A 24,351-nucleotide genomic window follows, 5' to 3' on the forward strand; every position below is an offset into this window, starting at 1 on the left:
ATGACAATCATCCAAAAGGGGTCATGCGCATACCGGAAATATGTGATAAAAACGCTGCGCCGCCAAACATTCCGGCGGCAAAAACGTTCTCAGGGCGGGGTGCAACTCCCCACCGGCGGTAATTGCGCACAATGCGCATAGCCCGCGAGCGCTTGGTGACAGCACGGCTTCGGCGGTGCCTGGCAGCAAGGTCAGCAGACCCGGTGTGATCCCGGGGCCGACGGTCATAGTCCGGATGAAGAGAGAACGGGATTGACAACAAAGGGCCGTCCGCCGGCATTCGTGCGAGCGTGCGTACCCTCAGATCCCCTTCGATTCATAACGCCCTGTTTTTCACACAAACAGGAGTCAGAACATGCAACCCACCGCAATCGACAGCAAAAGTAAACACCATCACGGCGAGCGCGTTGCGTTCATCCAGGCCTGCTGGCACAAGGACATTGTCGACCAGAGCCGTAAAGGCTTCGTCGCCGAAATGATTGCCCAGGGTTATCAGGAGTCCGACATCGACTGCTTCGAAGTCGGCGGTGCCTTTGAAATGCCCCTGCACGCCAAGTTGCTGGCCAAGACCGGTCGTTATTCCGGCATCGTCGCGGCAGCCCTGGTGGTGGACGGCGGGATCTACCGTCACGAGTTCGTCGCCCAGTCGGTGGTCAGCGGCCTGATGCAGGTACAACTGGAAACCGAAGTGCCGGTGTTCTCGGTGTCCCTGACCCCGCACCACTTCCATGCCGGTGAAGAGCACCAGAAGTTCTTCTTCGAGCATTTCCTGCATAAAGGCCAGGAAGCGGCGAAGACCTGTGCGGATACGCTGCTGAAGATCCGTAGCCTGCGTCGCACTGAGCCGCGCGCAGTAGCCGTCTAAAGGCTAAGTGAGGTCTATGGCCTCACTCAAAACCAAATGTGGGAGCGGGCTTGCTCGCGAAAGCGGTGTAACAGTCACATCGATGCTGGATGTGCCACCGCCTTCGCGAGCAAGCCCGCTCCCACATTGGTTCTACGCTGATTTCAGGCCAGGTTTTCGTCAGTGGTCGGCACGACCAGGATGCCGGCACGCAAACCATTCTTCACCCTGGGGTTCGGGAAGATGATCCGGGCGCCCTCCTCCTCGATGATCCAGCGGGTGTTGGCGATGTCTTCCGCCAGCAGGTAACCCACTTCCAGCTCCGAAAAGTTCTCGATGTCCGCCGGCAGGTTCAGGCGGAAGCTGTCGCTGTGCTTGATGATTTCCCGCGCCACGCTGTACAGCTGCAAACCGTCCAGTGCTTCTTCAGTCATTTCCGGCTCGGTGCCTTCGATGATCTGCTTGAGGCGCTTCTCCAGCAGCGAGACGTTGACCCCGTCGTTCTGACCGAACGGCCGCGCCTTGCCCAACTCCAAGGTGAAGGCCTCGGCACCCAGCTTGTCGTAGGTGTAGGCGCTGAACACGATAGACGGCTTGTTCTGCAACAACACCGCTTCCATGCCGGCAGCACGCAGGCGCGCCAGTTCCTGACGCGAATGCTGGCGGTCTTCTTTCCACGGGTACAAGGCGAATTGCTCGATTTTCGAGCCACGAATCGCCGTATGCAGGTCGTAATGCAGGCGCTGACGGTCGGGTAGATTGAAGAAACTCGCTGCCAAACGCTCCAGTTCACAGGCGCGCAGGGCTTCGGAGCCGCTGCTTTGTTCGTGACGACCATTGAATAGTCGATTGACGTCCTGCTCGACGAAACGCTCGCCCTTGCGAATCGCTTCCGGGTTGCCGAACAGGAACAGAATACGTGCGCGCGGCTTCAGATCACCGCGGGCAATGTCGTGCAACAGGCGATCGAGCAACTCGATCGGCGCTGTTTCGTTGCCATGGATCCCCGCCGACAGCAGCAGGTCCAGGCCATTGTCACGCGCTTCAGGTGGCCGGACTTCCAGCGCACCTTCGCTCAACCAGCGCATGCGCACGCCTTCGACAGTCAGTTGAGTCTTCTCCGCCGGTTCGCGGCCGGCGAGGGTCAGTTCAAGCAGTTTGCCGAGGGCGAGCATAGAGCGGTTTCCTTAGTGGTCGTGATTGCAATCCGGGCCGTGAACGTGATCTTCGTCGTCGCCGAGTTCAGCCGGTTCCATCTCCAGTTGCAGACTTACCAGATTAGTCGCCAATGGGCGCAACAGCAGGTTGGCGTATTCGGCGTCGCCTTCTTCGACGTCCACGCCGATCAACAGTTGGCCGCGGCCGTCCTGCTGGATCCACAGCTCTTTGCCTTGCCACAGGACCGCGACACGGGTGCAGGAAGTCTCCAGTTGCGTGCCGTCGGTGTCTTCAAGGATCAGCTGCAGGGTATCGCTCATGTCTTTACGCTCTCGTTTGAGATGAAGCAGCGCACTGCCGTAGAAGGCGGCGCGCCGTCGATCAATTGATCTGGAATGGATAAACCGCGCCCAGTTTAAGGATTTGCGTCAGTTCATCCAGTGCCGTCCGGCACTCAAGCAGCAATTGCGGGTCCGCCAGATCGTTTTCGGTCATGCGGTCGCGGTAGTGCTTCTCGACCCATTCGGTCAGTGTGCCGTACAACGGTGCGGTCATGATAACCCCTGGGTTGACGGCCGCCAGTTCGGTTTCGTTGAGTGCGACGCGCAACCGCAGGCAAGCCGGGCCACCGCCGTTCTGCATACTCTGCTTGAGATCGAAGACTTTCACTTCGCGGATCAGGCCGCCAGAGCTGGTCAAACCCTGCAAGTATTGCCAGACACGCTCGTTGCCACGGCATTCTTCCGGCACGATCAACAGCATGGAGCCGTCAGGACGCGACAGCAGCTGGCTATTGAACAGGTAGGAACGTACCGCGTCTTCCACGCTTACTGCGGAACGCGGTACGCAGACTGACTGAAATTTCCCACCGACTTTGGCGAGTTTGCTCTGCAATTCAGCGAGCATCTTCTCGGTTTCGAGGAACGCGTCCTCGTGATAGAACAGCACTTCGCCGTTACCGACCGCAATCACGTCGTTGTGGAACACGCCCTGGTCGATCACCGACGGGTTCTGCTGGGCGTAGACCACGCCGTCATCGCTCAAGCCATGCAAACGGGCTACGGCCTGGGACGCTTCGAGGGTCTGGCGCGCCGGGTACTTCTGCGGTGCCGGGTAGCGGGTGTCGAACGCGCTGCGGCCGAACACGAAGAACTCGACACCGGCTTCGCCGTATTCACGGCAGAAACGCGTGTGGTTGGCCGCGCCTTCGTCACCGAACTGCGCCACGGCCGGCAAGGCCGCATGGTGGGCGAAGTGTTTCTGGTCAGCGAACATCGCACCCAGCACGCGGCTGGTGGTCGGGTGTTCGATGCTGCGGTGATATTTGCAGTTGAGGTTGGCGGCGGTGAAATGCACACGGCCGTCAGCGGTGTCGGCGCTCGGGCTGACGGTGGCGGCGTTGGCCACCCACATGCTCGAGGCCGAGCAACTGGCCACCAGCAGCGGCATTGCGTCTTTGGCAGCGCGCTCGATCACTTGAACGTCGGTGCCGCCAAAACCCAGGCGACGCAGGGCGGCCACATCCGGGCGCTCTTGCGGTGCCAGCACGCCTTGCTGGAAACCCATTTCCATCAGCGCTTTCATCTTTGCCAGGCCTTGCAGCGCCGCTTCCTTGGGGTTGGAAGACTGCTGGCTGTTGCTCTGGGACGCGACGTTGCCGTAGGACAGGCCGCCGTAGTTATGGGTCGGCCCCACTAGACCGTCAAAATTGACTTCATAGGATTTCATCAGCGAGGCTCCACGAGAATCTGTTGTTATGGCTTCAGTAACTAACTGTTCAGTGCGACCGAGTCGCGGCCTTCGCGGGCAAGCCCGCTCCCACAGGTTCAGCAGTGTTCACAAATTTTGTGTTCGACGCAGTCCTTGTGGGAGCGAGCCTGCTCGCGATTGGGCATCACGCCATCTTCACGCCAGGCGTCAGGGCGGTAGGCATCACCAGGCTCGGCGTTTCCAGCGAGGCAACCGGGTACGCGCAGTAATCCGCCGCGTAGTAGGCGCTGGCGCGGTGGTTACCCGAGGCGCCGACACCGCCGAATGGCGCGCTGCTTGCGGCACCGGTCAGTTGCTTGTTCCAGTTGACGATACCGGCGCGGCTTTCCAGCCAGAATTGCTGGTAACGCGCTTCGGAGTCCGACAGCAGACCGGCGGCCAGACCGTAGGCGGTGTCGTTGGCTTCAGCGATCGCCGCTGCAAAATCAGCGTAGCGGATCACCTGCAGCAACGGGCCGAACAGCTCTTCGTCAGGACGATCGGCAACAGCGGACACGTCCAGGATGCCCGGGGTCAGCAAGGCCGATTGAGCCTGAGGCTGAGTCATTTCCAGCAGCGCCACGGCGCCGTTGGCCAGCAGATGTTCTTGCGCATCCATCAACGCTTTTGCCGCGCCAAGGGAAACCACCGAGCCCATGAACGGTGCCGGTTGCTGATCGAAAGCACCGACTTCGATCGTCGCGCTGACCGCCACCAGGCGCGCCAGCAGCGAGTCGCCCCAGGCGCCTTGTGGCACCAGCAAACGACGGGCACAGGTGCAACGCTGGCCGGCGGAAATGAACGCCGACTGAATGATGGTGTAAACCGCGGCATCGAGGTCGGCGACCTGATCGACCACCAGCGGGTTGTTACCGCCCATCTCCAGCGCGAGGATCTTGTCCGGACGACCGGCGAATTGCTGATGCAGGTGATTGCCGGTGCGGCTGGAACCGGTGAAGAACAGCCCGTCGATGCCCGGGTTCGCCGCCAGGGCGATGCCGGTTTCGCGAGCGCCTTGCAGCAGGTTCAATACGCCGGCCGGCAGGCCAGCCTCGATCCAGCACTTGACCGTCAACTCGGCGACTTTCGGTGTCAGTTCGCTTGGCTTGAACAGCACGCTGTTACCGGCCAGCAGCGCCGGCACGATGTGGCCGTTCGGCAGGTGACCCGGGAAGTTGTAAGGACCAAACACCGCCACCACACCGTGTGGCTTGTGACGCAGCACAGCGGTGGCGTCGCCCAGGGGGCCGCTCTTCTCGCCGGTACGCTCGCGGTAGCTCTGCACCGAGATCGCGATCTTGTTGACCATGCTGGTGACTTCGGTCGCCGCTTCCCACAGGGGTTTGCCGGTTTCTTCGCCGATGGTGCGGGCCAGTTCGTCAGCGTGATTCTTCAGCGCGGCGGCAAAGGCTTCCAGCACCGAGATACGCTCTTCCAGGGTACGCCGCGCCCAGTCCGGGAACGCCTGACGCGCCGCTTGCACAGCCGACTCGACCTGAGCGGCGGTGGCGCCAACGCCGGACCACAGCACTTGCTGGGTCACCGGGTTCAGCGACTCGAAGGCTTCGCCCCCACCTGCCAGCCATTCACCTGCGATGTAAAGCGACTTCATTATTTCGACTCCCGAGCTGCGGACAACGCCACGGCGCGCACTTGATCGCCCGCGTTGAGTTGAAGACGTTTGGCGGTCTGCGGATCGACCACCAGGGTACCGGCGGCCAGACGTGCTGGCGCAGCAGTGATCCGGCAGTCTTCGCGCTTGCGGTTGTGAATGATGAATGGCGTGGCGTCGTCACCCGGTGTGCCAACGGCCAGCACCAGCGCCTGGCTGTCGCGCACGGCGCGGATCTTGCCGGTTTCGCACTCGATCGCAGGACCTGCGTCGAAAATGTCGACGTAGCCCTGGTAGCTGAAACCTTCGCTCTTGAGCATGGCCAGTGCCGGCTCGGTGTCCGGGTGAACCTGACCGATCACGTTGCGCGCATCCGGCGACAGGAAGCAGGTGTAGAGCGGGAATTTCGGCATCAGCTCGGCGATGAACGCCTTGTTGCCCACACCGGTCAGGTAGTCAGCCTGGCTGAACTCCATCTTGAAGAAGTGCCGGCCCAGGCTTTCCCAGAACGGCGAACGCCCGGCCTCGTCGGAAACACCGCGCATTTCGGCAATGATCTTGTTGCCGAACAATTGCGGGAATTCGGCGATGAACAGCATCCGCGCCTTGGACAGCATGCGACCGTTGAGGCCACTGCGGTAATCGGCGTGCAGGAACAGCGAGCACAGCTCGGAGTTGCCGGTCAGGTCGTTGGCCAGGAACAGCGTCGGGATTTCGCGATAGATGTTCAGCTCCTGCGAAGCGCTGACCGTCAGACCGACCCGGAAGTTGTACCAGGGCTCACGCAGGCCGACGGCGCCGGCAATGGCGGAAATACCCACCACGCGAGCGTCGTCATCTTCGAGCACGAACAGGTAGTCCGCATCGCCCCGCCCGGCTTCGCCGCGAAAGGTCTTCTCGGCCCAGCCGACCCGATGGGCCAGCCGCTCTTCGTTGGCCGGCAAGGTGGTCAGGCCGGTGCCGGTGCTGCGGGCCAGGTCGATCAGAGCGGGTAAATCGCTGCTGCGTACGGGACGAACGATCATGCTATCTCCTCAAACGGGCCGCTTGCGCCACCCGTGAAACTTCGCTGCTTTACTAAACAAGCAATCAGGCCAGGCCGCTGTTAAACCGCGACCAGGCGCACGCTGGCACCCTCGCCGACGCCCAGGGCCTCGGCCGCGTCCAGGTCCAGGGTCACCGGTTTGCCTGGCGCGTAATCGAGCTCAAGCATCACTGCGCGGTAATCCTGCAACTGGGCATTGGCGACCAGATACTGGCGACCGACGCCTTTGACCGGCTCGCCGATCTTCACCGGCACCACACGGCTCTGGGCGATCGAACGGATCCCCGAGACACGGGCATGCAAGGTCGGGCCGCCGTCGAAGATGTCGATGTAGTGATCGGTCTCGAAGCCTTCGCGCATCAGGATGTCGAAGGTGATCTGCGCCCGCGGGTGTACCTGGCCCATGGCTTCTTGCGCGGAGTCCGGCAGCAGTGGCACGTAGATCGGGTAATGCGGCATCAGTTCGGCGAGGAACGTACGGCTTTTCAGCCCGCACAGACGTTCGGCTTCGGCGTAGTTTAGGTCGAAGAAGTTGCGACCGATGGCATCCCAGAATGGCGAGTCGCCGTTTTCATCGCTGTAACCGACGATCTCGGTCACCACGGAATCGGCAAAACGCTCCGGATGGCTGGCCACGAACAGCAAACGGCCACGGGAGTTGAGCTCCGACCACGGCGAACCCACCAGCTCGCGCTGCACATAGAAGCTGGTCAGCAAGCTGTTGCCGGTCAGGTCATGGCACTGCGAGAGCACGTGGATCTTGTTGTGAATCTTCAGCTCGCGCGAAGCGTGCACGAAGGTTTCGTTGCGGAAGCTGTAGAACGGCTCGGAGTAACCGGCCGAAGCCACGATGGCCGAGCAACCGACCAGCTTGCCGGTAGCGGAGTCTTCGAGGACGAAGAAATAGCTTTCCTCACCGTTGAAACTCACCTCAGCGGCGAACGAGGCTTCGCTTGCCGCGATCTTGTCGCTCAGGCGCTCAACGTCATCCGGCAAGGAAGTGACACCAATCGGACTGTCCGCAGCCAGACGCTGTACCTCGCCCAGATCAGCCATTTGCGCGGGGCGCATCACCAGCATGGTGTCACTCCTTAATCTCAGAATTTACAGAAAAAAAATCCCGGGCCATCTCCGCAGGAGACTGTGGGAGTGGGCTTGCTCGCGAAAGCGCTGGGTCAGACAGCAAAAATGTTGACTGATACACCGCTTTCGCGAGCAAGCCCGCTCCCACATTTGATCCGGCCCGGAACAAAAATTGGGTTCGACGCCTGAAAACTCAGGCGTCGAAGGGTCTATCAGGCTTGCGTCAGTTTTGCTGCGGCACGTTCGAAGCGGTCCAGACCAGCATCGATATCGGCGTCTTCCACCACCAGGCTCGGGGCGAAACGCACCACGTCCGGGCCGGCTTGCAGGACCATCAGGCCTTCTTGCTCAGCGGCGTTGAAGATGTCCTTGGCCTTGCCTTTCCAGGCATCGCTCAGGACGCAACCGATCAACAGGCCCATGCCACGAACCTTGGTGAACAGGCCGTACTTTTCGCCGATCTGCTCAAGGCGGGCCTTGAACTTGTCGTGCTTGGCGTTGACACCGGCCAGCACCTCAGGGGTGTTGACCACGTCGATCACGGCTTCCGCGACAGCGCACGCCAGCGGGTTGCCGCCGTAAGTGGTGCCGTGGGTGCCGACGACCAGGTGCTTGGCCAGGTCTTCGGTGGTCAGCATCGCCGCGATCGGGAAACCACCGCCCAGGCTCTTGGCGCTGGTCAGGATGTCCGGGATCACGCCGTAATGCTGGTAGGCGAACAGATGGCCGGTACGGCCCATGCCGGTTTGCACTTCGTCGAAAATCAGCAGCGCGTTGTGCGCGGTGCAGAGCTCGCGGGCACCTTGCAGGTATTCCAGTTCGGCCGGGATTACACCGCTTTCGCCCTGGATCGGTTCCAGCACCACGGCGCAAGTCTTGTCGGAAATGGCGGCTTTCAGCGCGGCCAGATCGTTGTACGGCACGTGGGTGATGCCGGTGATTTTCGGACCGAAGCCATCAGAGTACTTCGACTGGCCACCGACGTTCACGGTGAACAGGGTACGGCCGTGGAAGCTGTTGAGCGCGGCGATGATCTCGTACTTCTCGCTGCCGAAACGGTCAAAACCGACACGACGGGCCAGCTTGAAGGCGGCCTCGTTGGCTTCGGCGCCGGAGTTGCAGAAGAAGGCGCGGTCGGCAAAGGTGGCGTCGACCAACTTGTGGGCCAGGCGCAGGGCCGGCTCATTGGTGAACACGTTGGACACGTGCCACAGCTTGTTCGCCTGCTCGGTCAAGGCGCCGACCAGCGCCGGATGCGCGTGGCCCAGCACGTTGACGGCGATCCCGCCGGCGAAGTCGATCAGCTCGCGACCGGACTGGTCCCAAACGCGGGAACCGGCGCCACGCACAGGAATGAATGCGGCAGGCGCATAGTTGGGAACCATTACCTGATCGAAATCGGCGCGTTGTACCGCAGCGTGCTCAACGGACATCGGAGTCTCCTGAAGAGAAAACACTCGCCTGAAACTGGCGAGCTTGGTGAGGATTGTAAGGACAGTTTTCAGCCCGGCCTTGCCGCCAAGCGACAACTTCTTATAGCGCAAACCCCGGATTTTCCCGGGTTTACGGCAATGCGACATATAGGGTCGCAAAGGCGCAGTTTAACTGGCGGCGGGCGTTTGCGGCAGGCTTGCTGCGTTGTAACGCTTGCCAAGGGTCCGAGTGCGGTAAATATGTACCGCACAGCGTCCAGCTTCGCGGGTTTTCCTAGTGGCCTTTCAAAGCCAACGGCCACTGACCCGATGATTACCGAATCCACTGCCACTATTGCCTCCGACGCTTTCAGGCCGGACGCTCATTTCCAGCATCTGCAGAATGTCATCCCCTCCTGGCTCCGTCAGGCGGCGCCGCACAGACGTGGGGCGCTGCGCAACATCACCCCCGCCCTGCCCGCCGGACTACGGAATGCGTCGAAACATCACCACACCGAACTCGCCCGGCTGATCGCCCGACAGGCCTCCAGCCAGAACCAGGTCGACAAGGCACTGGCCAACCTGCAGAACCCCGCGGACTTCACCGAACCGTTGCTCAAGGCCGAACTCAAGCGCCGCTTCGGTCTGGATTTGAATGTGCGCGAAACGTTTTTGCGCCTCTACCTACCTGATCACCTGCCGTGGCTACGGCTGAAGTCAGGCGCTGCGCGCACCTGGACGGTATCGCTGCTGGACGCCGCACTGCACAATTTCGAAAGTGCCGAGACCCACGCAGACGCCTTCGAGCCCGCCTCGACTTACATCACCGCGCCGTCTTCCAACGGGCAATTCCTGACCTTGCCGCTGATCCTGGAAAAAATGCCTGTCACGGCATTTACCGGTATGTGCCGGGAGCTGGACATTGGCCAGCGCTATAAAACCTATCTGGAAGACAATCTGAGTATCGGCAACCCGGTGGACTCGGCGCTGCTGCAAGGGAAAATCCGCGACAGCCAGAAATCCGCAATCACCGCTGCATTGCACCTGGCACAGATGCAAAACCTCCTGGGCAGCGGCACCCACAGCCTGATTCTCGGCCTGCTCGACAACCTGCCGCATCTGCGCCTGCACAAGCAGCCATGGCGCTGTCATGACTTGACGATCCTCAACGCGCGCCTCACCGGCATCCTGCTGTTTGCCCCGGACCTGGAGCGCGCCCGGGAAGTGGTGCGCGTGGTGGCTTATATACCGGGCGACCCCGAACAGCCGATCAAGGAATACCCCTCGTCCGCAGCCTTCGCCGAGGAACTGGGTCGGCGTCTATGCGACCCCGCCTATCAACAGTTTTTCAGCCGTTTCATTAACCATGAGGACCGCGGTCACTTTTTCGCACAGTTGAACCAACTGCTTGTCCCGATCACCTGGCAACCGGTCCAGCCAGGCGATTCTCGTCCGACCTGGCGGGAACAACCCAACTCGCGTGCGGATCTGCAGATCGTGGCAACGCCTGTCACAGCAGAACTGTGGACTCACCTCTACCAGAGCAAGCTCGACAAGATCCTCAACGATGCGCGGGTGATCGCGGTGTCCACTGCAACGGTCGACCAGAAAGCCCGTTGGGCGCTGTGGGATTCCTTCACGGAAATTGCCTCGGCACTGCTGAACATCGCCGCTTTCGTGGCACTGCCATTCGTGCCGTTTCTCGGCGAACTGATGCTGGGCTACATGGCCTACCAATTGCTCGACGAAACCTTCGAAAGCGTGGTCGATTGGGCCGAGGGACAGAGTCGCGAGGCCTTAGGGCACTTGATGGGCGTGGTGGAGTCCGTAGTGCAACTGGGAACCTTTGCCGCCGGTGGTGCGATCGCGGCCGGCGAATTTCGCTCGGTATTGCCCCGGGAGATCGTTGAATTCATCGACCGCTTCAATACGGTAAAAAGGCCGAACGGCGACACCCGTTACTGGCAGCCCGACCTGACCACCTATGAACACCCTGCGGTTTTACCCAAGGATGCAAAACCGGATGAACTGGGGCTGCACCTGCATCAGGGCAAAAACCTGCTGCCCCTGGAAAACAGACACTACGCCGTGAGCAAGGATCCGCTAACCGGCGAGTACCGCATCGACCACCCCTCCCGCCCTGACGCCTACAAACCACAACTGCGACACAACGGCAGCGGTGCCTGGCAAACCGAACTCGACCAGCCGTTGAACTGGGACCAGGCCACCGTACTGCACCGTGTCGGCCCGAACATGCAGCGATTTTCGGCCAGCACCCGCGAGCGCATCCTCAATATCAGCGGCAGCCACGAAGATGTCCTGCGCAAGATGCACGTGAATGCAGAGCAGGTGCCACCGCTATTGGCCGACACACTCAAACGCTTCAGGATCGATCAGGACATACAAGCCTTTATCGATCAGATCGGCAGCGATCAGCCGGAACACTTCCTCAAGGCGGATCCAGTGACACAGCTGGAACTGCTCAATGAAAACGGCTACTGGCCGGCAAACAAAGGCCTGCGACTGATCGACAAAAATGCGCAAACCCTTTGGCAAAGCCCGGCGCCCGATGTGCCCGTGGTGCAAATCGATACCGCCCGCCTCACCGACGACGACCTGCTGAAAACCTTTCTCCTGGCCCTGTCGGACAGGGAAGCCAGAACGCTGGTGGGCGAAGAGTTCGGCCGTCCCTCCTCAACCCCGGAAAACCGGGCGCAACGGTTGCGCCAGATACTCGCGCAACTTGCCGAACAGAAACGGCAAAGCCTGTTCGATCAGCGTTATCGCAGACTCGAACGTGGCGCTCGCGCAGCCGTACAAGTGGTCATGGATGCCGAGCCCGGCCTGCCACGCAGCGTTGCTCAAGCGATTGTGGACACTGCAAGCGATCTGGAACTGCAACAGCTAAAAAACTCAACCGTTGCCCCTCGCCTGGCCGAACTGAGCCGGGAGGCCGGATTGCAAGTGCGCGTGACACGCGCCTACGAGGGGCTTGATTTGCCGTCAACCGAGAACAACCTCGACACCGACCGGCTTGCCTTGCACACCCTGGAAAAACTGCCGGGCTGGACGGGACAACTACGCCTGGAAATCCGCCAGTACGCCCATGAGGGCCTCCTGATCGACAGCGTCGGCAGTGCCGACGCCCCCCTGCGTAAGGTGTTGGTACTCAGAGAAGAAGGCTCGTATCAAGCGTTCGATCATGACGGCGAAGAACTCAGCGGCATGGGCTCGCTATACACTTGCCTGCTACAGGCCATGCCGGACAGCGAACGCACCGCCTTGAATCTAAATATCGGTGAAGGTATACGGCTCAAGCAGCTGATACGCCAGCACGCCTTGAGCCGTGATGCATTGCGCGCGCTGCTGATTCAACACCCCGACCTCAAACCCACCTACGACCCAAAGGTGATGCGCTTGCTCGGTGGCAGTGACGGGTATCGTCGAATGCCAGGTAACACACCCACCTTGCAAACCCGGGTGCAGACACTGTTTCCCCACCTATCAGCCGAAGAGCTCGACACCTTCGTCGAACGCTTGCAACAGCACCCCAGCGGACCGCGGGCAGAGCTGGGTCGGCTCATGGCTCAACACACGCAACTGCTGGAGACGCTTTCGTCCTGGCGCGATGAAATTCCGCTGTTCATTCCAGACACGCCAATCAGGATCACTCCCGAGCAGTTCGCTGTACAAAAGCAGGTCCGCCGACAATTCACCTTCGATCTGATGGACTGCTGGCGACAGCAATGGACCGTTCCCGATACCACCCTTGAAACGGCCGACTTCAACTTCTTCCAACCCATCATCGGCCAATTGCCGACCCTGAGCACCGACTTCAGCGGCGTGACAATGCTGAGACTGGAAGGCAGTAGCGCCACGCGGGGCGTGCATGAGTTTCTGCGCAGCTTTACCGGTTTACGCATCCTGAAACTGCGCAACTTCAGCCTTGGCCACTTGCCGGACACCCTTGCATCGCTGCAACTCGAAGAACTCATTCTGAGCAATTGCGCGATCACCCTCAGCCCCGAAACCCAGATCGGGCTCGCGGGCCAGCATCGGTTGACCGCAATGGACTTGTACAAGAACCCCCTGGGCCTGGCACCCAATGTCGGCAGCATGCCCGATTTGAACTACATCGATTTATCGCAGACAGGCATCACTGAACTCCCGCGCGAATTGCTGACTCGTCCGCGCCTGCGCACCGCCCTGCTCAATGACAACCAGATCAAAGAGTTGCCTAGTGCACTGTTCACACTGCAACAAAGCACCCAGGAGGGTTTCGACCTGGGCAACAATCCGTTTTCAAGCGCAACCCGTGAACGCCTCAAACAGCACTTCCAGCAGACCCGTCAAGACTTCGGTATCTACGCCGAAGAAACAGATATCCACCGCGCGCAGGCGCTGTACCCCTGGATGGACCAGGAAGATGCCAGCAAATTCGTCTACCAACTGCCCGGGACCCTGGATGAGGGGCGAGTCGAACTGACACGCCTGGAGGCAGAACTCGTCACCCTGGAGAACGACCTGTCCGCCTGGACCGCGGATATCCCTGCCGTCCACCCTCACAGCAATCAACCATTCACTGCCCAGCAACTGCAGATCGAACATTCAACGCGGGACGCCTTCAGAGAGTCCGTACTGCGCTGCTGGCGCCGGGAAAGCGATCTGGATGATTTCAACGATTCGCTGCAAGCGATTACTTATGATCTGAGTCTGGAGACGCGGATTACCGGTCACCTGCCGACACTGAGCGCAGACTTCAGCCATGTTTCCCTGGTTTACCTGAGTAGCGAGAGCGGCCTGACCACAGGCGTCACCGGGTTCCTGGAGCGTTTCCCCAAACTCAAGACCCTGGTTATCAACGACTTCAGGCTGGGCGATATCCCGGAGGCGATCTTCCGGATGGGCGATTTGAAGTCGCTCAATCTCCTCGACTGCAACATCACCCTGACCCCGCAGTCGGTCCTGAACCTGGCCGAGATGGCCCGCCTGGAATTCATCGACTTGAGAAACAATCCGCTGGGGCTGGCTCCGGATATCAGCCAGATGGCAGACCTGACGACCCTGCAACTGGACAACTGCGGGCTCAGCGAATTACCCACCGGACTGATGCAGCTCAAGAACCTGGAAACCGTAGACCTGGGTGACAACGCAATCAGCCAGATACCCGCCGACCTCCTCGAACTGCCGCTGGAGGTCGCCGAAAGCATCAGCTTGCGGGGTAATCCGTTCTCTGAAGAAGGCCTGCAAATACTGCTTGAGTATTTCAGGCTGACCGGTGTCGACTTCAGGGTTCAGGAAGTGATCGAACGGGCAGAATTGGAGATGTCGACTTCCGAGGCGTCCGAACCGGAAGATTGATCGGGGTCAGGCGCGGATCAACCGCGCTCCGGCGGCACCGATGACAATTCGAACGGGCTGCTGCTGCGCCGCTGGTTGCGATCTTCCCGCGGCGTGGCACCGAAGAAATTGCGATAGGCGCTGGAGAAATGCGGCCCCGAGGAGAAACCGCACGACAGGCCGATCTGGATGATCGACTTGCTGGTTTGCATCAACATCTGCCGGGCCTTGTTCAGGCGCAGCTCCAGGTAGTACTGGCTCGGCACACGATTGAGGTATTGCTTGAAAATCCGCTCCAGCTGCCGACGGGACACGCACACGTGCTGGGCGATTTCGTCGGTGGTCAGCGGTTCTTCGATGTTGGCTTCCATCAGCAACACCGCTTGTGTGAGCTTCGGATGGCTGGAACCAAGGCGATTCTGCAACGGAATACGCTGGCGTTCGCCGCCCTCGCGAATGCGCTCGACCACCAGCTCTTCGGATACCGCACCGGCCAGTTCCGCACCGTGGTCGCGGGCCAGCACTGCCAGCAGCAAATCGAGTACCGACATGCCGCCGCACGCGGTCAGGCGATCGCGATCCCAGTCGAACAGGTGACTGGTGGCGATGACTTTGGGGAAGCGCTCGGCGAAATCGTCCTGCCAGCGCCAATGCACGGCCGCGCGATAACCGTCGAGCAAGCCCAGTTGTGCCAGCGGGTAAACACCGGCCGACAGACCGCCGATCACGCAACCGGAACGCACCAGTTGCTTGAGCGCACTGCTGAGCGCCGGCGCCAGTGCGGTCGGTGGTTCGTCAGCGAGCAGGAACAGTTTCTGGAAGTTTTCGAGCTTGCCGGTCCACGCCTCACCCGGCAATTGCCAGGCGCTTTCGGCCGGCGGTTCGGCCTGCAGGAATGACAGTTCGTAAACCACGTCCGGATGCACACGCTGGGCAACACGCAAGGCCTCCTCAGCCAGCGCAAGCGTCAGTGCTTTAGTGCTGGGCCAAATCAGGAAACCAATTCGATGGGCAGTCATGGTGGGCAATCCGAAGCGGAGAACAGTGATGAAGGCATGGGCCAATGCTAGCCCGTAAATGAACGCAAATCTCAGAACCAACAGAGATCAAATGTGGGAGCGGGCTTGCTCGCGAAAGCGGTGGATCAGTCGACATCTGCGTTGAATGTCACACCGCATTCGCGAGCAAGCCCGCTCCCACAGGGGATCGGGGCCAGCCTCCAGGCTGCGAAGCATGCACTATCCCTGTGCACAACGGCAGTCCTGATTACTTCAAGCTGCCGGACAGGAATTGCTGCAAACGCTCCGATTGCGGGTTCACCAGCACTTCGCGCGGGTTGCCGCTTTCTTCGACCACACCTTTATGCAGGAACACCAACTGGTTCGACACTTCACGGGCAAAGCCCATTTCGTGAGTCACCACAACCATGGTCCGGCCTTCCTGGGCCAGGGCCTGCATGACCTTCAGCACATCGCCGACCAGCTCCGGGTCGAGGGCCGAGGTCGGTTCGTCGAACAACATCACCTCAGGTTCCATCGCCAGCGCACGGGCAATCGCCACGCGCTGCTGCTCGCCGCCGGACATGTGGCCAGGGTAAGCATCCTTGCGATGAGCAACGCCTACCTTGTTCAGGTAGTGCTCGGCCTTGTCGCGAGCCTCGGCCTTGGACATGCCAAGTACATGCACCGGCGCTTCCATGATGTTTTCCAGCGCGGTCATGTGCGACCACAGGTTGAAATGCTGGAACACCATCGACAGGCGCGAGCGCATGCGTTGCAGCTGTTTCGGGTCGGCAGCCTTGAGCGCGCCGTCCTTGTTCGCCACCAGCTTCAGCTCTTCGTTGTTGAGCAGGATCTTGCCCGCGTGCGGCTGCTCCAGCAGGTTGATGCAGCGCAGGAAAGTACTTTTGCCGGAGCCACTGGAACCGATGATGCTGATCACATCGCCGGCTGCCGCTTTCAGGGACACGCCCTTGAGCACTTCGTGACTGCCATAGCGTTTATGCAGGTCTTGGACTTCAAGTTTGTACATGCTGTCGGTTCTCACAAAAACAGTCAGTCAGTGGTATTCAGTGCTTGCGCGGGGCCAGGTAGCCCAGCCAGCGGCGCTCGGCCATCTTGAACAGTTTCACCAGGATGAAGGTCAGGCACAGGTAGAACACGCCGGCGGTGATGTACGCCTCGAACGGCAGGTAGAACTGGGCGTTGACCGTGCGCGCGGCACCGGTGATGTCGATCAGGGTCACGATGGACGCCAGACTGGTGGTCTGCAGCATCATGATCACTTCGTTGCTGTACTGCGGCAGCGCGCGGCGCAGGGCCGACGGCAGCAGGATGCGCTTGTACATCTTGACCCGCGACATGCCCATGGCCTTGGCCGCTTCGATCTCGCCGTTCGGCGTGGCGCGCAGGCTGCCGGCGATGATTTCGGCGGTGTAGGCGCTGGTGTTGATTGCGAACGCCAGGCACGCACAGAACGTTGCGCTGGACAGCCACGGCCAGAGGAAGCTTTCACGCACGGCTTCGAACTGCGCCAGACCGTAGTAGATCAAGAACAGCTGCACCAGCATCGGTGTGCCGCGGATCACGTAGGTGAAGAGCCAGGCCGACATGTTGACGACCGCGTTCTTCGAAACGCGCATCAAGCCCAGCGGCAAGGCGCACAGCAAGCCGAAGAACAGCGACAGCGCGAGCAGTTTGAGGGTGGTCACCAGGCCGCCGAGGTACAGCGGCAAGGCCTCCCAAATGACGTTGTAGTCGAAGATCATAGATCAGCCGCCCTTACGCCTACCGAGTAGCGCTTCTCAAGGTGACGCAATGCCAGCAACGACACACTGGTGATCACCAGGTACATCGCCGCCACTGCGAGGAAGAAGGTGAAAGGCTCGCGGGTGGCATCGGCCGCCTGCTTGGCCTTGAACATCATGTCTTGCAGACCCACCACCGAAATCAGCGCGGTAGCCTTGGTCAATACCAGCCAGTTGTTGGTGAAACCCGGAATCGCCAGGCGAATCATCTGCGGCACCAACACCCGGAAGAACACCTGGAAACTGCTCATGCCGTAAGCCATGCCGGCTTCAGCCTGGCCTTTAGGGATCGCCATGAAGGCGCCACGGAAAGTTTCCGACAGGTACGCACCGAAGATGAAACCCAGTGTGCCGATACCGGCCGCCAACGGGTTCAGGTCGATGTAATCGTCAAAGCCGAGCAGCGGTGCGACGCGGTTGAGCAGGTCCTGGCCGCCGTAGAAAATCAGCAGGATCAGCACCAGGTCGGGAATACCGCGGATCACCGTGGAATACAGGTCGCCCAGCCAGGCCAGCCAGCGCACCGGCGACAGACGCAGTGCCACGCCGATCAGGCCCAGAACGATGGCCATGGCCATGGACGACAAGGCGAGCTGAAGCGTCAGCCAAGCGCCATCGAGGATGACAGCCCCGTAGCCTTTCAACATGATTCAGGTCCTCGAAAGTAGGATGAAAAAATGGCGCAAACCTCAGAGATCCTGTTGCTTGCGCCATTTCGGACTTGTCGCTGGGACGTATTACTTGCCGTAGATATCGAAGGCGAAGTACTTGTCCTGGATTTGCTTGTACTTGCCGTTCGCACGAATGGCCGCGATAGCGTTGTTGAGCTTGTCCAGATCTTCCTTGTCACCCTTGCGCACCGCGATGCCTACGCCGTCGCCGAAGTATTTGACGTCGGTGAACGCAGGGCCGACGAAGGCGAAACCTTTACCGGCGTCGGTTTTCAGGAAACCGTCATCCAGAAGCGTAGCGTCTGCCACGGTACCGTCGAGGCGGCCGGCGGCCACGTCGAGGTAAATTTCGTTCTGCGAACCGTAAGGCTTGATCTCGGCACCCAGCGGGGCCAGGACTTCGCGGGCGAAACGTTCGTGGATCGAACCACGCTGCACGCCGATGTTCTTGCCCTTGAGCTCGGTCAGGCCTTCGCTGACCTGAGTGCCGGCCTTCATGACCAGGCGAGCCGGGGTGTTGTAGTACTTGTTGGTGAAGTCCACGGACTTCTTGCGATCTTCAGTGATCGACATGGACGACAGGATGGCGTCGATCTTGCGCACCTTAAGCGCAGGGATCAGGCCGTCGAACTCTTGCTCGACCCAAACGCACTTGACCTTCATTTCTTCACACAGCGCGTTGCCGATGTCGTAGTCGAAACCAACGATGCTGCCGTCCGGTGCCTTGGACGCGAACGGAGGATAAGCCGCCTCGATACCGATTTTCAGAGGTTTTTCATCGGCGAAGGTTGGCATGGACAGCACGGACAGTGCCAGGGCGCCAAGCAGCACGAGTTTCTTCATCTTGGGACTCCATCGGTAAAGGGCAAAAACGGCAGAGTGAGCAACAGCCCAATATGCGAGTGAGTGGAACCGGAAAGCAGTGCTGCGTCCTGGGAAGCGGGTGTTGAAATTCAACACGAGCAACGACGAGCGAGTGATCGGCATTCTAACGACAGGCCCGAGGCCGATATTTCTTCAATGCGACAACTAATTACAGAAGCACTGAGAAAGCCGTTTTAGCGCGTTGACAGCCCTGCAAAATCATGCAAGAGCAAAAGACATTAAACCGATCTGTGTTGCAAATTGCGGGCCTATTATTGGCAAACCCTTCTAATCCGGCAAGCGCAGCGTGGGTTCTTATTTTTCAGCGGTGCTTTTTAAACACCGATGTGGGGCTTGGCGTTTCCCAATACCCCGTGTTGAAGCGATGCGGTTACACATTCAGTAACCTGAAAGAACGCAGGTAACAGTAGGAAAATGCCGACAGAGGAAACCGATATTTATTGGTAGATGTTGCTTCGACGCATGGCAGATCGCCTTCGCGAGCAAGCCCGCTCCCACAGATTTTGTGGTGTGGTTCAGATCGCATATACACCGCAAATCCCTGTGGGAGCGGGCTTGCCCGCGAAGAGGCCAGCCCAGCCAACACAAAAACCTCAGGCACAAAAAAGCCCCGCCAGGCTCAACACCTGACAGGGCTTTCAGTGACTCAGATCCGCCGCTTACGCGACATTCATCGTCTTGTGCGTATCAATCAAATGCTGCACCACACTCGGATCAGCCAGGGTGGAAATATCACCCAACCCATCATATTCAGCCGTAGCAATCTTGCGCAGAATCCGGCGCATGATCTTGCCCGAGCGAGTCTTCGGCAGCCCCGGTGCCCACTGGATAACATCCGGCGAAGCAATCGGACCAATCTCCTTGCGCACCCAGTTTTTCAGTTCCAGACGCAACTGCTCGTTCGGCTCTTCACCGTTTTTAAGGGTGACATAGACATAAATGCCCTGCCCCTTGATGTCGTGCGGCACACCGACCACAGCGGCTTCGGCGACTTTCGGGTGAGCGACCATCGCGCTTTCGATCTCGGCGGTGCCCATGCGGTGGCCGGACACGTTGAGCACGTCGTCCACGCGACCGGTGATCCAGTAGTAGCCATCGGCATCGCGACGGGCACCGTCACCGGTGAAGTACATGCCACGGAAAGTCTTGAAGTAGGTATCAACGAAGCGGTCATGGTCGCCAAACAGCGTACGCGCCTGGCCTGGCCACGAATCGAGAATCACCAGGTTGCCCTCGGCCTCGCCTTCGACGATGTTGCCCAGGTTGTCCACCAGTGCCGGCACCACGCCGAAGAACGGACGCGCCGCAGAGCCTGGCTTGAGCGCGTGAGCACCCGGCAGCGGGCTCATCATGTTGCCGCCGGTTTCGGTCTGCCACCAGGTGTCGACGATCGGGCAACGGGACTTGCCGACATTCTTGTAGTACCAGTCCCAGGCTTCCGGGTTGATCGGCTCGCCCACCGAACCCAACAGGCGCAGGCTGCTGCCATCGGCACCTTCAACAGCGGCGGTGCCCGAGGCCATCATGGCGCGGATCGCGGTCGGTGCGGTGTAGAGGATGTTGACCTTGTGCTTGTCGACGATCTTCGCCACCCGGGTGATGTCCGGGTAGTTCGGCACGCCTTCGAACAGCAGCGTGGTCGCGCCGTTGGCCAGCGGGCCGTAGACGATGTAACTGTGGCCGGTGACCCAGCCGACGTCGGCGGTGCACCAGTAGATTTCACCCGGGCGGTAGTCGAACACGCGCTCGTGGGTCATGGCTGCGTACAGCAAGTAACCGCCGGTGGTGTGCTGCACGCCCTTCGGCTTGCCGGTGGAGCCGGAGGTGTAAAGGATGAACAGCGCTTCTTCGGCGCCCATCTCTTTCGGCGCGCACACGGTGCCCGCCACTTTCATCAGGTCCTCGAACCAGATGTCGCGATGCTGGTTCCACTTGATGTCGCCGCCGGTGCGCTTGCACACGATGACTTTCTGGATGCTGCTGGTTTCCGGATTGGTCAGCGCGTCGTCGACGTTGGCCTTGAGCGGGATCTTCTTGCCGGCACGAATACCTTCGTCGGCAGTGATCACCACTTTGGATTTGCAGTCGATGATGCGACCGGCCAGGGCTTCCGGCGAGAAACCGCCGAACACCACCGAGTGAATCGCGCCGATCCGGGTACAGGCCAGCATGGCGACCACGGCTTCGGGGATCATCGGCATATAGATAGTCACCACGTCGCCGCGGTGCACGTCCTGACCACGCAGGGCGTTGGCGAACTTGCAGACTTGCTCGTGCAGCTCGCGGTAAGTGATGTTGCGGCTTTCGGCAGGGTCATCGCCTTCCCAGATGATCGCGACCTGATCGCCGCGCTCGGCCAGATGACGGTCGAGGCAGTTGTAGGAAACGTTCAGGGTGCCGTCGGCGAACCATTTGATGTCGACATGGTGATCGTCGAAGGAAGTCTGCTTCACCGTGGTGAAAGGCTTGATCCAGTCGAGGCGCTTGGCTTGCTCGCGCCAGAAGCCGTCGGGGTTGACGACCGACTGCTGGTACATGGCCTTGTAGGTCGCCTCGTCGGTCAGCGTGTTAGCCAGAACCTCGGGACGAACGGGATACAGGGAAGCCGCACTCATCTTTCTTACCTCGGTGGAATAGTTGTTTTTGTATGACCACGTTTTAGCGGGGCCGGGCCTATAGAACCATTCGACGATGGTAGTAACAAGCCCCTACAAAATGTCATGAAAAACCGTCAAACCCACTATCGCCGCGGTACCTGTGGGAGCGAGCTTGCTCGCGATGGTCGTCAACGATAACGCGCCCAATCTGACACCCCGCGGTGCTCTCTGGCTCATCGCGAGCAAGCTCGCTCCTACAAAAGAAGAGGCTATTCGGGGATTGTTACAGGATCTGTCAAAAGTGTTTATCAAATCCACGGCTATATGGACGAGGCGCGCACACCTAAAATCAGCCACGCCAACAAGGCAACCTGATTAACCCAGTTGCAGCCCCCACGAAGGCAGTTAATCAAACCCCTGATACCGAAGCCCCACACGCAATCTCAAAAGGATTGCGTGCCCCCTTTCGACCTCCAAAAGGTAAATCTTAAATGAAAGCTTTATTAGTTCTGGCCCTCAGCAGCGTGTGCCTGACCGCCATGGCCGGCGAGGTCCCGACTGATGTCGCCGAGCAACAACCGCCCATCGAGGAATACACTTACTCCACCCATCTGGACATCGCCAAAGTGATCTCCATGAGCGAAGCCCCGAACGTGTGTGAAGTTGTGCCGATGAAAATGGAATACGAAGATTCCCACGGCCAACGGCATATCCTGCGCTACAGCATGATGGGCAATGGCTGCTCCAACGGCTGATCTCCTGCTTCACCCCTCCCCCAAAAGGTTCGACCCACCCGCCGCGATCCGGCAGATGAAGCGCCGAACCTAAATGATCGATTAAGTCGATTGTTTTAAGCATTTATTTGCGCTTTTTAATCGAAATAGTCGGCGTAGTATCAACTGCAACCCAAGACAAACAACACCTGCGAAACTGGAGTAACGACCATGAAAACCCAACTGATCCTCGCCCTGACCCTCTCCGTCCTGGCTACCAACACCTTCGCTGCCGATGGTTACGACCGCACCGGCTCGGCGGCTTACACCACTGAAGCCGCTGTCGCTTCCGATGGCGCTGACCACACCGGCGCTGCCCGCCTCGCCGCCGATGGTGCAGACCACATTGGCGCAGGCAAACTCGCCTCCGACGGTTCTGACCACACCGGCGCCGCCCGCCTCGCCGCCGATGGCGCCGATCACGTCGGTGCCGCTCGCCTGAGCTGATCCGCCAGCGTCACTTCACAGCCCGACTTCGGTCGGGTTTAGTTGTGTCTGGAGCCTGAGAAAACCCCACCGAAACACAAGATGTAGTGAAAAAAGCCTTTTTTGGTCATTTCTTGAACAAAAATAGTCCAGGGCAAAAAATCAGGAAAAAAAATCTTCCCCCGCCAACATCGTTCAAAGCCCTGTAAACCCTCACTCCGACCGAAAAACGGCCCCCGTCGACCGATCCGTGAGCCATTTCGCCGCACCACAGCACGCAAAACTTCCCTATAATGCGGCCTTAAACGGGCCTGCAATATTCCCTTACAGGGATAAAAAGCCAGTCTGAAGCCCCGCACAAGCGATCAAAGCTTGCTGCGCCCATCAGTGGCTCTCGGAACCCCGTACAAATTCTGTTTGATGCCTGCGTATAGCTGCTGCAAAAAACGATTCCTTTAGATCCAACGCGGCCAGTAAGGCCGTGTGAAAAACTGACCTATCCATTTTCACACGGGCACACTGGCCCTCACGCAGGAGACGACACGTCATGCTGAGCTGGGACGAATTCGACAAAGAAGACACGGAAGTAGCAGTCAAGAGCGCCAACGCTGGCCACGCCACCGAAGCCAACATGGACCGTCTCGACAGCGCTGGCGGTGCCGCCGCCCTGGAAGCCCGCGCCGTGACCGCCGCTGACTCCGCCGCCGTTGCCCGCGCCAAAGCCGCCCTGGATTCCCTCGACGTCGCCGAAGGCCTCGCCGAACTCGAAGGCGCCTCCGCCCGTGTCGCCGTTGACGAAAAGCGCATGATCAACTGCCGCGCCGACCTCAACCAACTCGTACCCTTCAAGTACGACTGGGCCTGGCAGAAATACCTGGACGGCTGCGCAAACCACTGGATGCCGCAAGAAGTCAACATGACCGCCGACATCGCCCTCTGGAAAAACCCGGAAGGCCTGACCGACGACGAACGCCGCATCGTGATGCGCAACCTCGGCTTCTTCTCCACCGCCGACTCCCTGGTTGCCAACAACCTGGTCCTGGCCGTGTACCGCCTGATCACCAACCCGGAATGCCGCCAGTACATCCTGCGCCAGGCTTTCGAAGAGGCGATCCACACCCACGCCTACCAGTACTGCATCGAATCGCTGGCCATGGATGAAGGCGAAATCTTCAACATGTACCACGAGATCCCGTCGGTCGCGAAAAAAGCCACCTGGGGCCTGAAATACACCCGCTCGATCTCCGATCCGAAGTTCGAAACCGGCACCGTCGAAACCGACAAAGAACTGCTGCGCAACCTGATCGCCTACTACTGCGTTCTGGAAGGCATCTTCTTCTACTGCGGCTTCACCCAGATCCTCTCCATGGGCCGCCGCAACAAAATGACCGGCGTCGCCGAGCAGTTCCAGTACATCCTGCGCGACGAATCCATGCACCTGAACTTCGGCATCGACGTGATCAACCAGATCAAAATCGAAAACCCGCACTTGTGGGATGCCGAGATGAAGGAAGAAGCTTCGCAGATGATTCTGCAGGGTACTCAGCTGGAGATCGAATACGCTCGTGACACCATGCCTCGTGGCGTGTTGGGCATGAACGCGGCGATGATGGAGGACTACCTCAAGTTCATCGCTAACCGTCGCCTGTCGCAGATCGGTTTGAAGGAAGAGTACCCAGGGACCACTAACCCGTTCCCTTGGATGAGCGAGATCATGGACTTGAAGAAAGAGAAGAACTTCTTTGAGACTCGGGTTATTGAGTATCAGACTGGTGGGGCTTTGAGCTGGGATTGATTCCCTAGTTTCTCCGTGATTTGACGATGGTGTCATACATCGAAAAATCGAAAAACTGAAAGCCCCGATCTGATCGGGGCTTTTTTGTTCGGCCATGGATATTCCCCCCCTCACGCTTAGAAAATACCTACAACACTTACAGCAGTTTCCACCTC

The 24,351-nt window shown here is 59.6% G+C and carries 18 protein-coding genes and 1 riboswitch; of the genes, 5 read left to right on the forward strand and 13 right to left on the reverse strand.

Annotated features, from left to right (window positions below):
- The first annotated feature begins 81 nt into the window (after window positions 1–81).
- A riboswitch (FMN riboswitch) is annotated at window positions 82–252 on the forward strand.
- 103 nt (window positions 253–355) lie between these two features.
- A complete protein-coding gene (locus tag AC3IT6_RS22435) occupies window positions 356–865 on the forward strand; it encodes a 6,7-dimethyl-8-ribityllumazine synthase (protein ID WP_223446638.1) in 510 nt (169 codons plus the stop codon).
- Between the two features lie 143 nt (window positions 866–1,008).
- On the opposite strand, the gene astE is transcribed toward AC3IT6_RS22435, so the two are convergent.
- The 7 genes from astE to AC3IT6_RS22470 form a co-directional block, all read right to left on the reverse strand.
- On the reverse strand, window positions 1,009–2,019 hold the full coding sequence (gene astE / locus AC3IT6_RS22440; protein WP_489352870.1) for a succinylglutamate desuccinylase: 1,011 nt from the start codon (window positions 2,017–2,019) through the stop codon (window positions 1,009–1,011).
- Between the two features lie 12 nt (window positions 2,020–2,031).
- The gene (locus AC3IT6_RS22445) at window positions 2,032–2,322 is read right to left on the reverse strand and encodes a hypothetical protein (protein ID WP_046042326.1); all 291 of its coding nucleotides are present in this window, start codon (window positions 2,320–2,322) and stop codon (window positions 2,032–2,034) included.
- A 61-nt stretch (window positions 2,323–2,383) separates the two neighbouring features.
- On the reverse strand, window positions 2,384–3,730 hold the full coding sequence (astB, locus tag AC3IT6_RS22450) for an N-succinylarginine dihydrolase (RefSeq protein WP_489352872.1): 1,347 nt from the start codon (window positions 3,728–3,730) through the stop codon (window positions 2,384–2,386).
- 166 nt (window positions 3,731–3,896) lie between these two features.
- Window positions 3,897–5,366, reverse strand: coding sequence for a succinylglutamate-semialdehyde dehydrogenase (gene astD / locus AC3IT6_RS22455; RefSeq protein WP_489356650.1), 1,470 nt, complete (start codon window positions 5,364–5,366; stop codon window positions 3,897–3,899).
- Window positions 5,363–6,388 carry an arginine N-succinyltransferase gene (gene astA, locus AC3IT6_RS22460; RefSeq protein WP_110658819.1) on the reverse strand — a complete coding sequence of 342 codons (1,026 nt, stop codon included), beginning with the start codon at window positions 6,386–6,388 and terminating at the stop codon, window positions 5,363–5,365. The genes astD and astA overlap by 4 nt, the downstream gene beginning before the upstream one ends.
- An 80-nt stretch (window positions 6,389–6,468) precedes the next feature.
- Window positions 6,469–7,488 carry an arginine/ornithine succinyltransferase subunit alpha gene (gene aruF, locus AC3IT6_RS22465; protein WP_489352874.1) on the reverse strand — a complete coding sequence of 340 codons (1,020 nt, stop codon included), beginning with the start codon at window positions 7,486–7,488 and terminating at the stop codon, window positions 6,469–6,471.
- A gap of 215 nt (window positions 7,489–7,703) precedes the next feature.
- Entirely contained in the window at window positions 7,704–8,924 is a 1,221-nt protein-coding gene (locus AC3IT6_RS22470; RefSeq protein ID WP_477775263.1) for an aspartate aminotransferase family protein, read from the reverse strand.
- 309 nt (window positions 8,925–9,233) lie between these two features.
- On the opposite strand from AC3IT6_RS22470, the gene AC3IT6_RS22475 reads away from it, so the two are divergent.
- Window positions 9,234–14,264: a dermonecrotic toxin domain-containing protein gene (locus tag AC3IT6_RS22475; RefSeq protein ID WP_489352877.1), complete on the forward strand. Its 5,031-nt coding sequence runs from the start codon at window positions 9,234–9,236 to the stop codon at window positions 14,262–14,264.
- 17 nt (window positions 14,265–14,281) lie between these two features.
- Here AC3IT6_RS22475 and argR read toward each other — a convergent pair whose 3' ends face one another.
- The 6 genes from argR to acs all read right to left on the reverse strand — a co-directional run bounded on the left by argR (window position 14,282) and on the right by acs (window position 21,220).
- Window positions 14,282–15,262, reverse strand: coding sequence for a transcriptional regulator ArgR (argR, locus tag AC3IT6_RS22480; RefSeq protein WP_046042318.1), 981 nt, complete (start codon window positions 15,260–15,262; stop codon window positions 14,282–14,284).
- 247 nt (window positions 15,263–15,509) lie between these two features.
- Window positions 15,510–16,274, reverse strand: coding sequence for an ABC transporter ATP-binding protein (locus AC3IT6_RS22485; RefSeq protein ID WP_056724137.1), 765 nt, complete (start codon window positions 16,272–16,274; stop codon window positions 15,510–15,512).
- A 37-nt stretch (window positions 16,275–16,311) separates the two neighbouring features.
- Window positions 16,312–17,010: an ABC transporter permease gene (locus AC3IT6_RS22490; protein ID WP_223446648.1), complete on the reverse strand. Its 699-nt coding sequence runs from the start codon at window positions 17,008–17,010 to the stop codon at window positions 16,312–16,314.
- Window positions 17,007–17,696, reverse strand: a complete 690-nt coding sequence (locus AC3IT6_RS22495; RefSeq protein WP_150726078.1) for an ABC transporter permease — start codon at window positions 17,694–17,696, stop codon at window positions 17,007–17,009. The genes AC3IT6_RS22490 and AC3IT6_RS22495 overlap by 4 nt, the downstream gene beginning before the upstream one ends.
- Before the next feature lie 90 nt (window positions 17,697–17,786).
- The gene (locus AC3IT6_RS22500) at window positions 17,787–18,563 is read right to left on the reverse strand and encodes an ABC transporter substrate-binding protein (RefSeq protein ID WP_150726077.1); all 777 of its coding nucleotides are present in this window, start codon (window positions 18,561–18,563) and stop codon (window positions 17,787–17,789) included.
- A 701-nt stretch (window positions 18,564–19,264) separates the two neighbouring features.
- Entirely contained in the window at window positions 19,265–21,220 is a 1,956-nt protein-coding gene (gene acs, locus AC3IT6_RS22505) for an acetate--CoA ligase (protein ID WP_090457340.1), read from the reverse strand.
- Window positions 21,221–21,693: 473 nt separating this feature from the next.
- Between acs and AC3IT6_RS22510 the strand changes: the two genes are divergently transcribed.
- The 3 genes from AC3IT6_RS22510 (at window position 21,694) to AC3IT6_RS22520 (ending at window position 24,196) form a co-directional block, all read left to right on the forward strand.
- Window positions 21,694–21,957, forward strand: a complete 264-nt coding sequence (locus AC3IT6_RS22510) for a DUF2790 domain-containing protein (protein ID WP_489352880.1) — start codon at window positions 21,694–21,696, stop codon at window positions 21,955–21,957.
- A gap of 189 nt (window positions 21,958–22,146) precedes the next feature.
- Complete coding sequence (locus AC3IT6_RS22515) at window positions 22,147–22,422, forward strand: hypothetical protein (protein WP_489352882.1); 276 nt, start codon at window positions 22,147–22,149, stop codon at window positions 22,420–22,422.
- 526 nt (window positions 22,423–22,948) lie between these two features.
- Entirely contained in the window at window positions 22,949–24,196 is a 1,248-nt protein-coding gene (locus tag AC3IT6_RS22520) for a ribonucleotide-diphosphate reductase subunit beta (RefSeq protein ID WP_007978181.1), read from the forward strand.
- Window positions 24,197–24,351: the final 155 nt, after the last annotated feature.

This window comes from Pseudomonas sp. KH_017 (genome assembly GCF_057840285.1).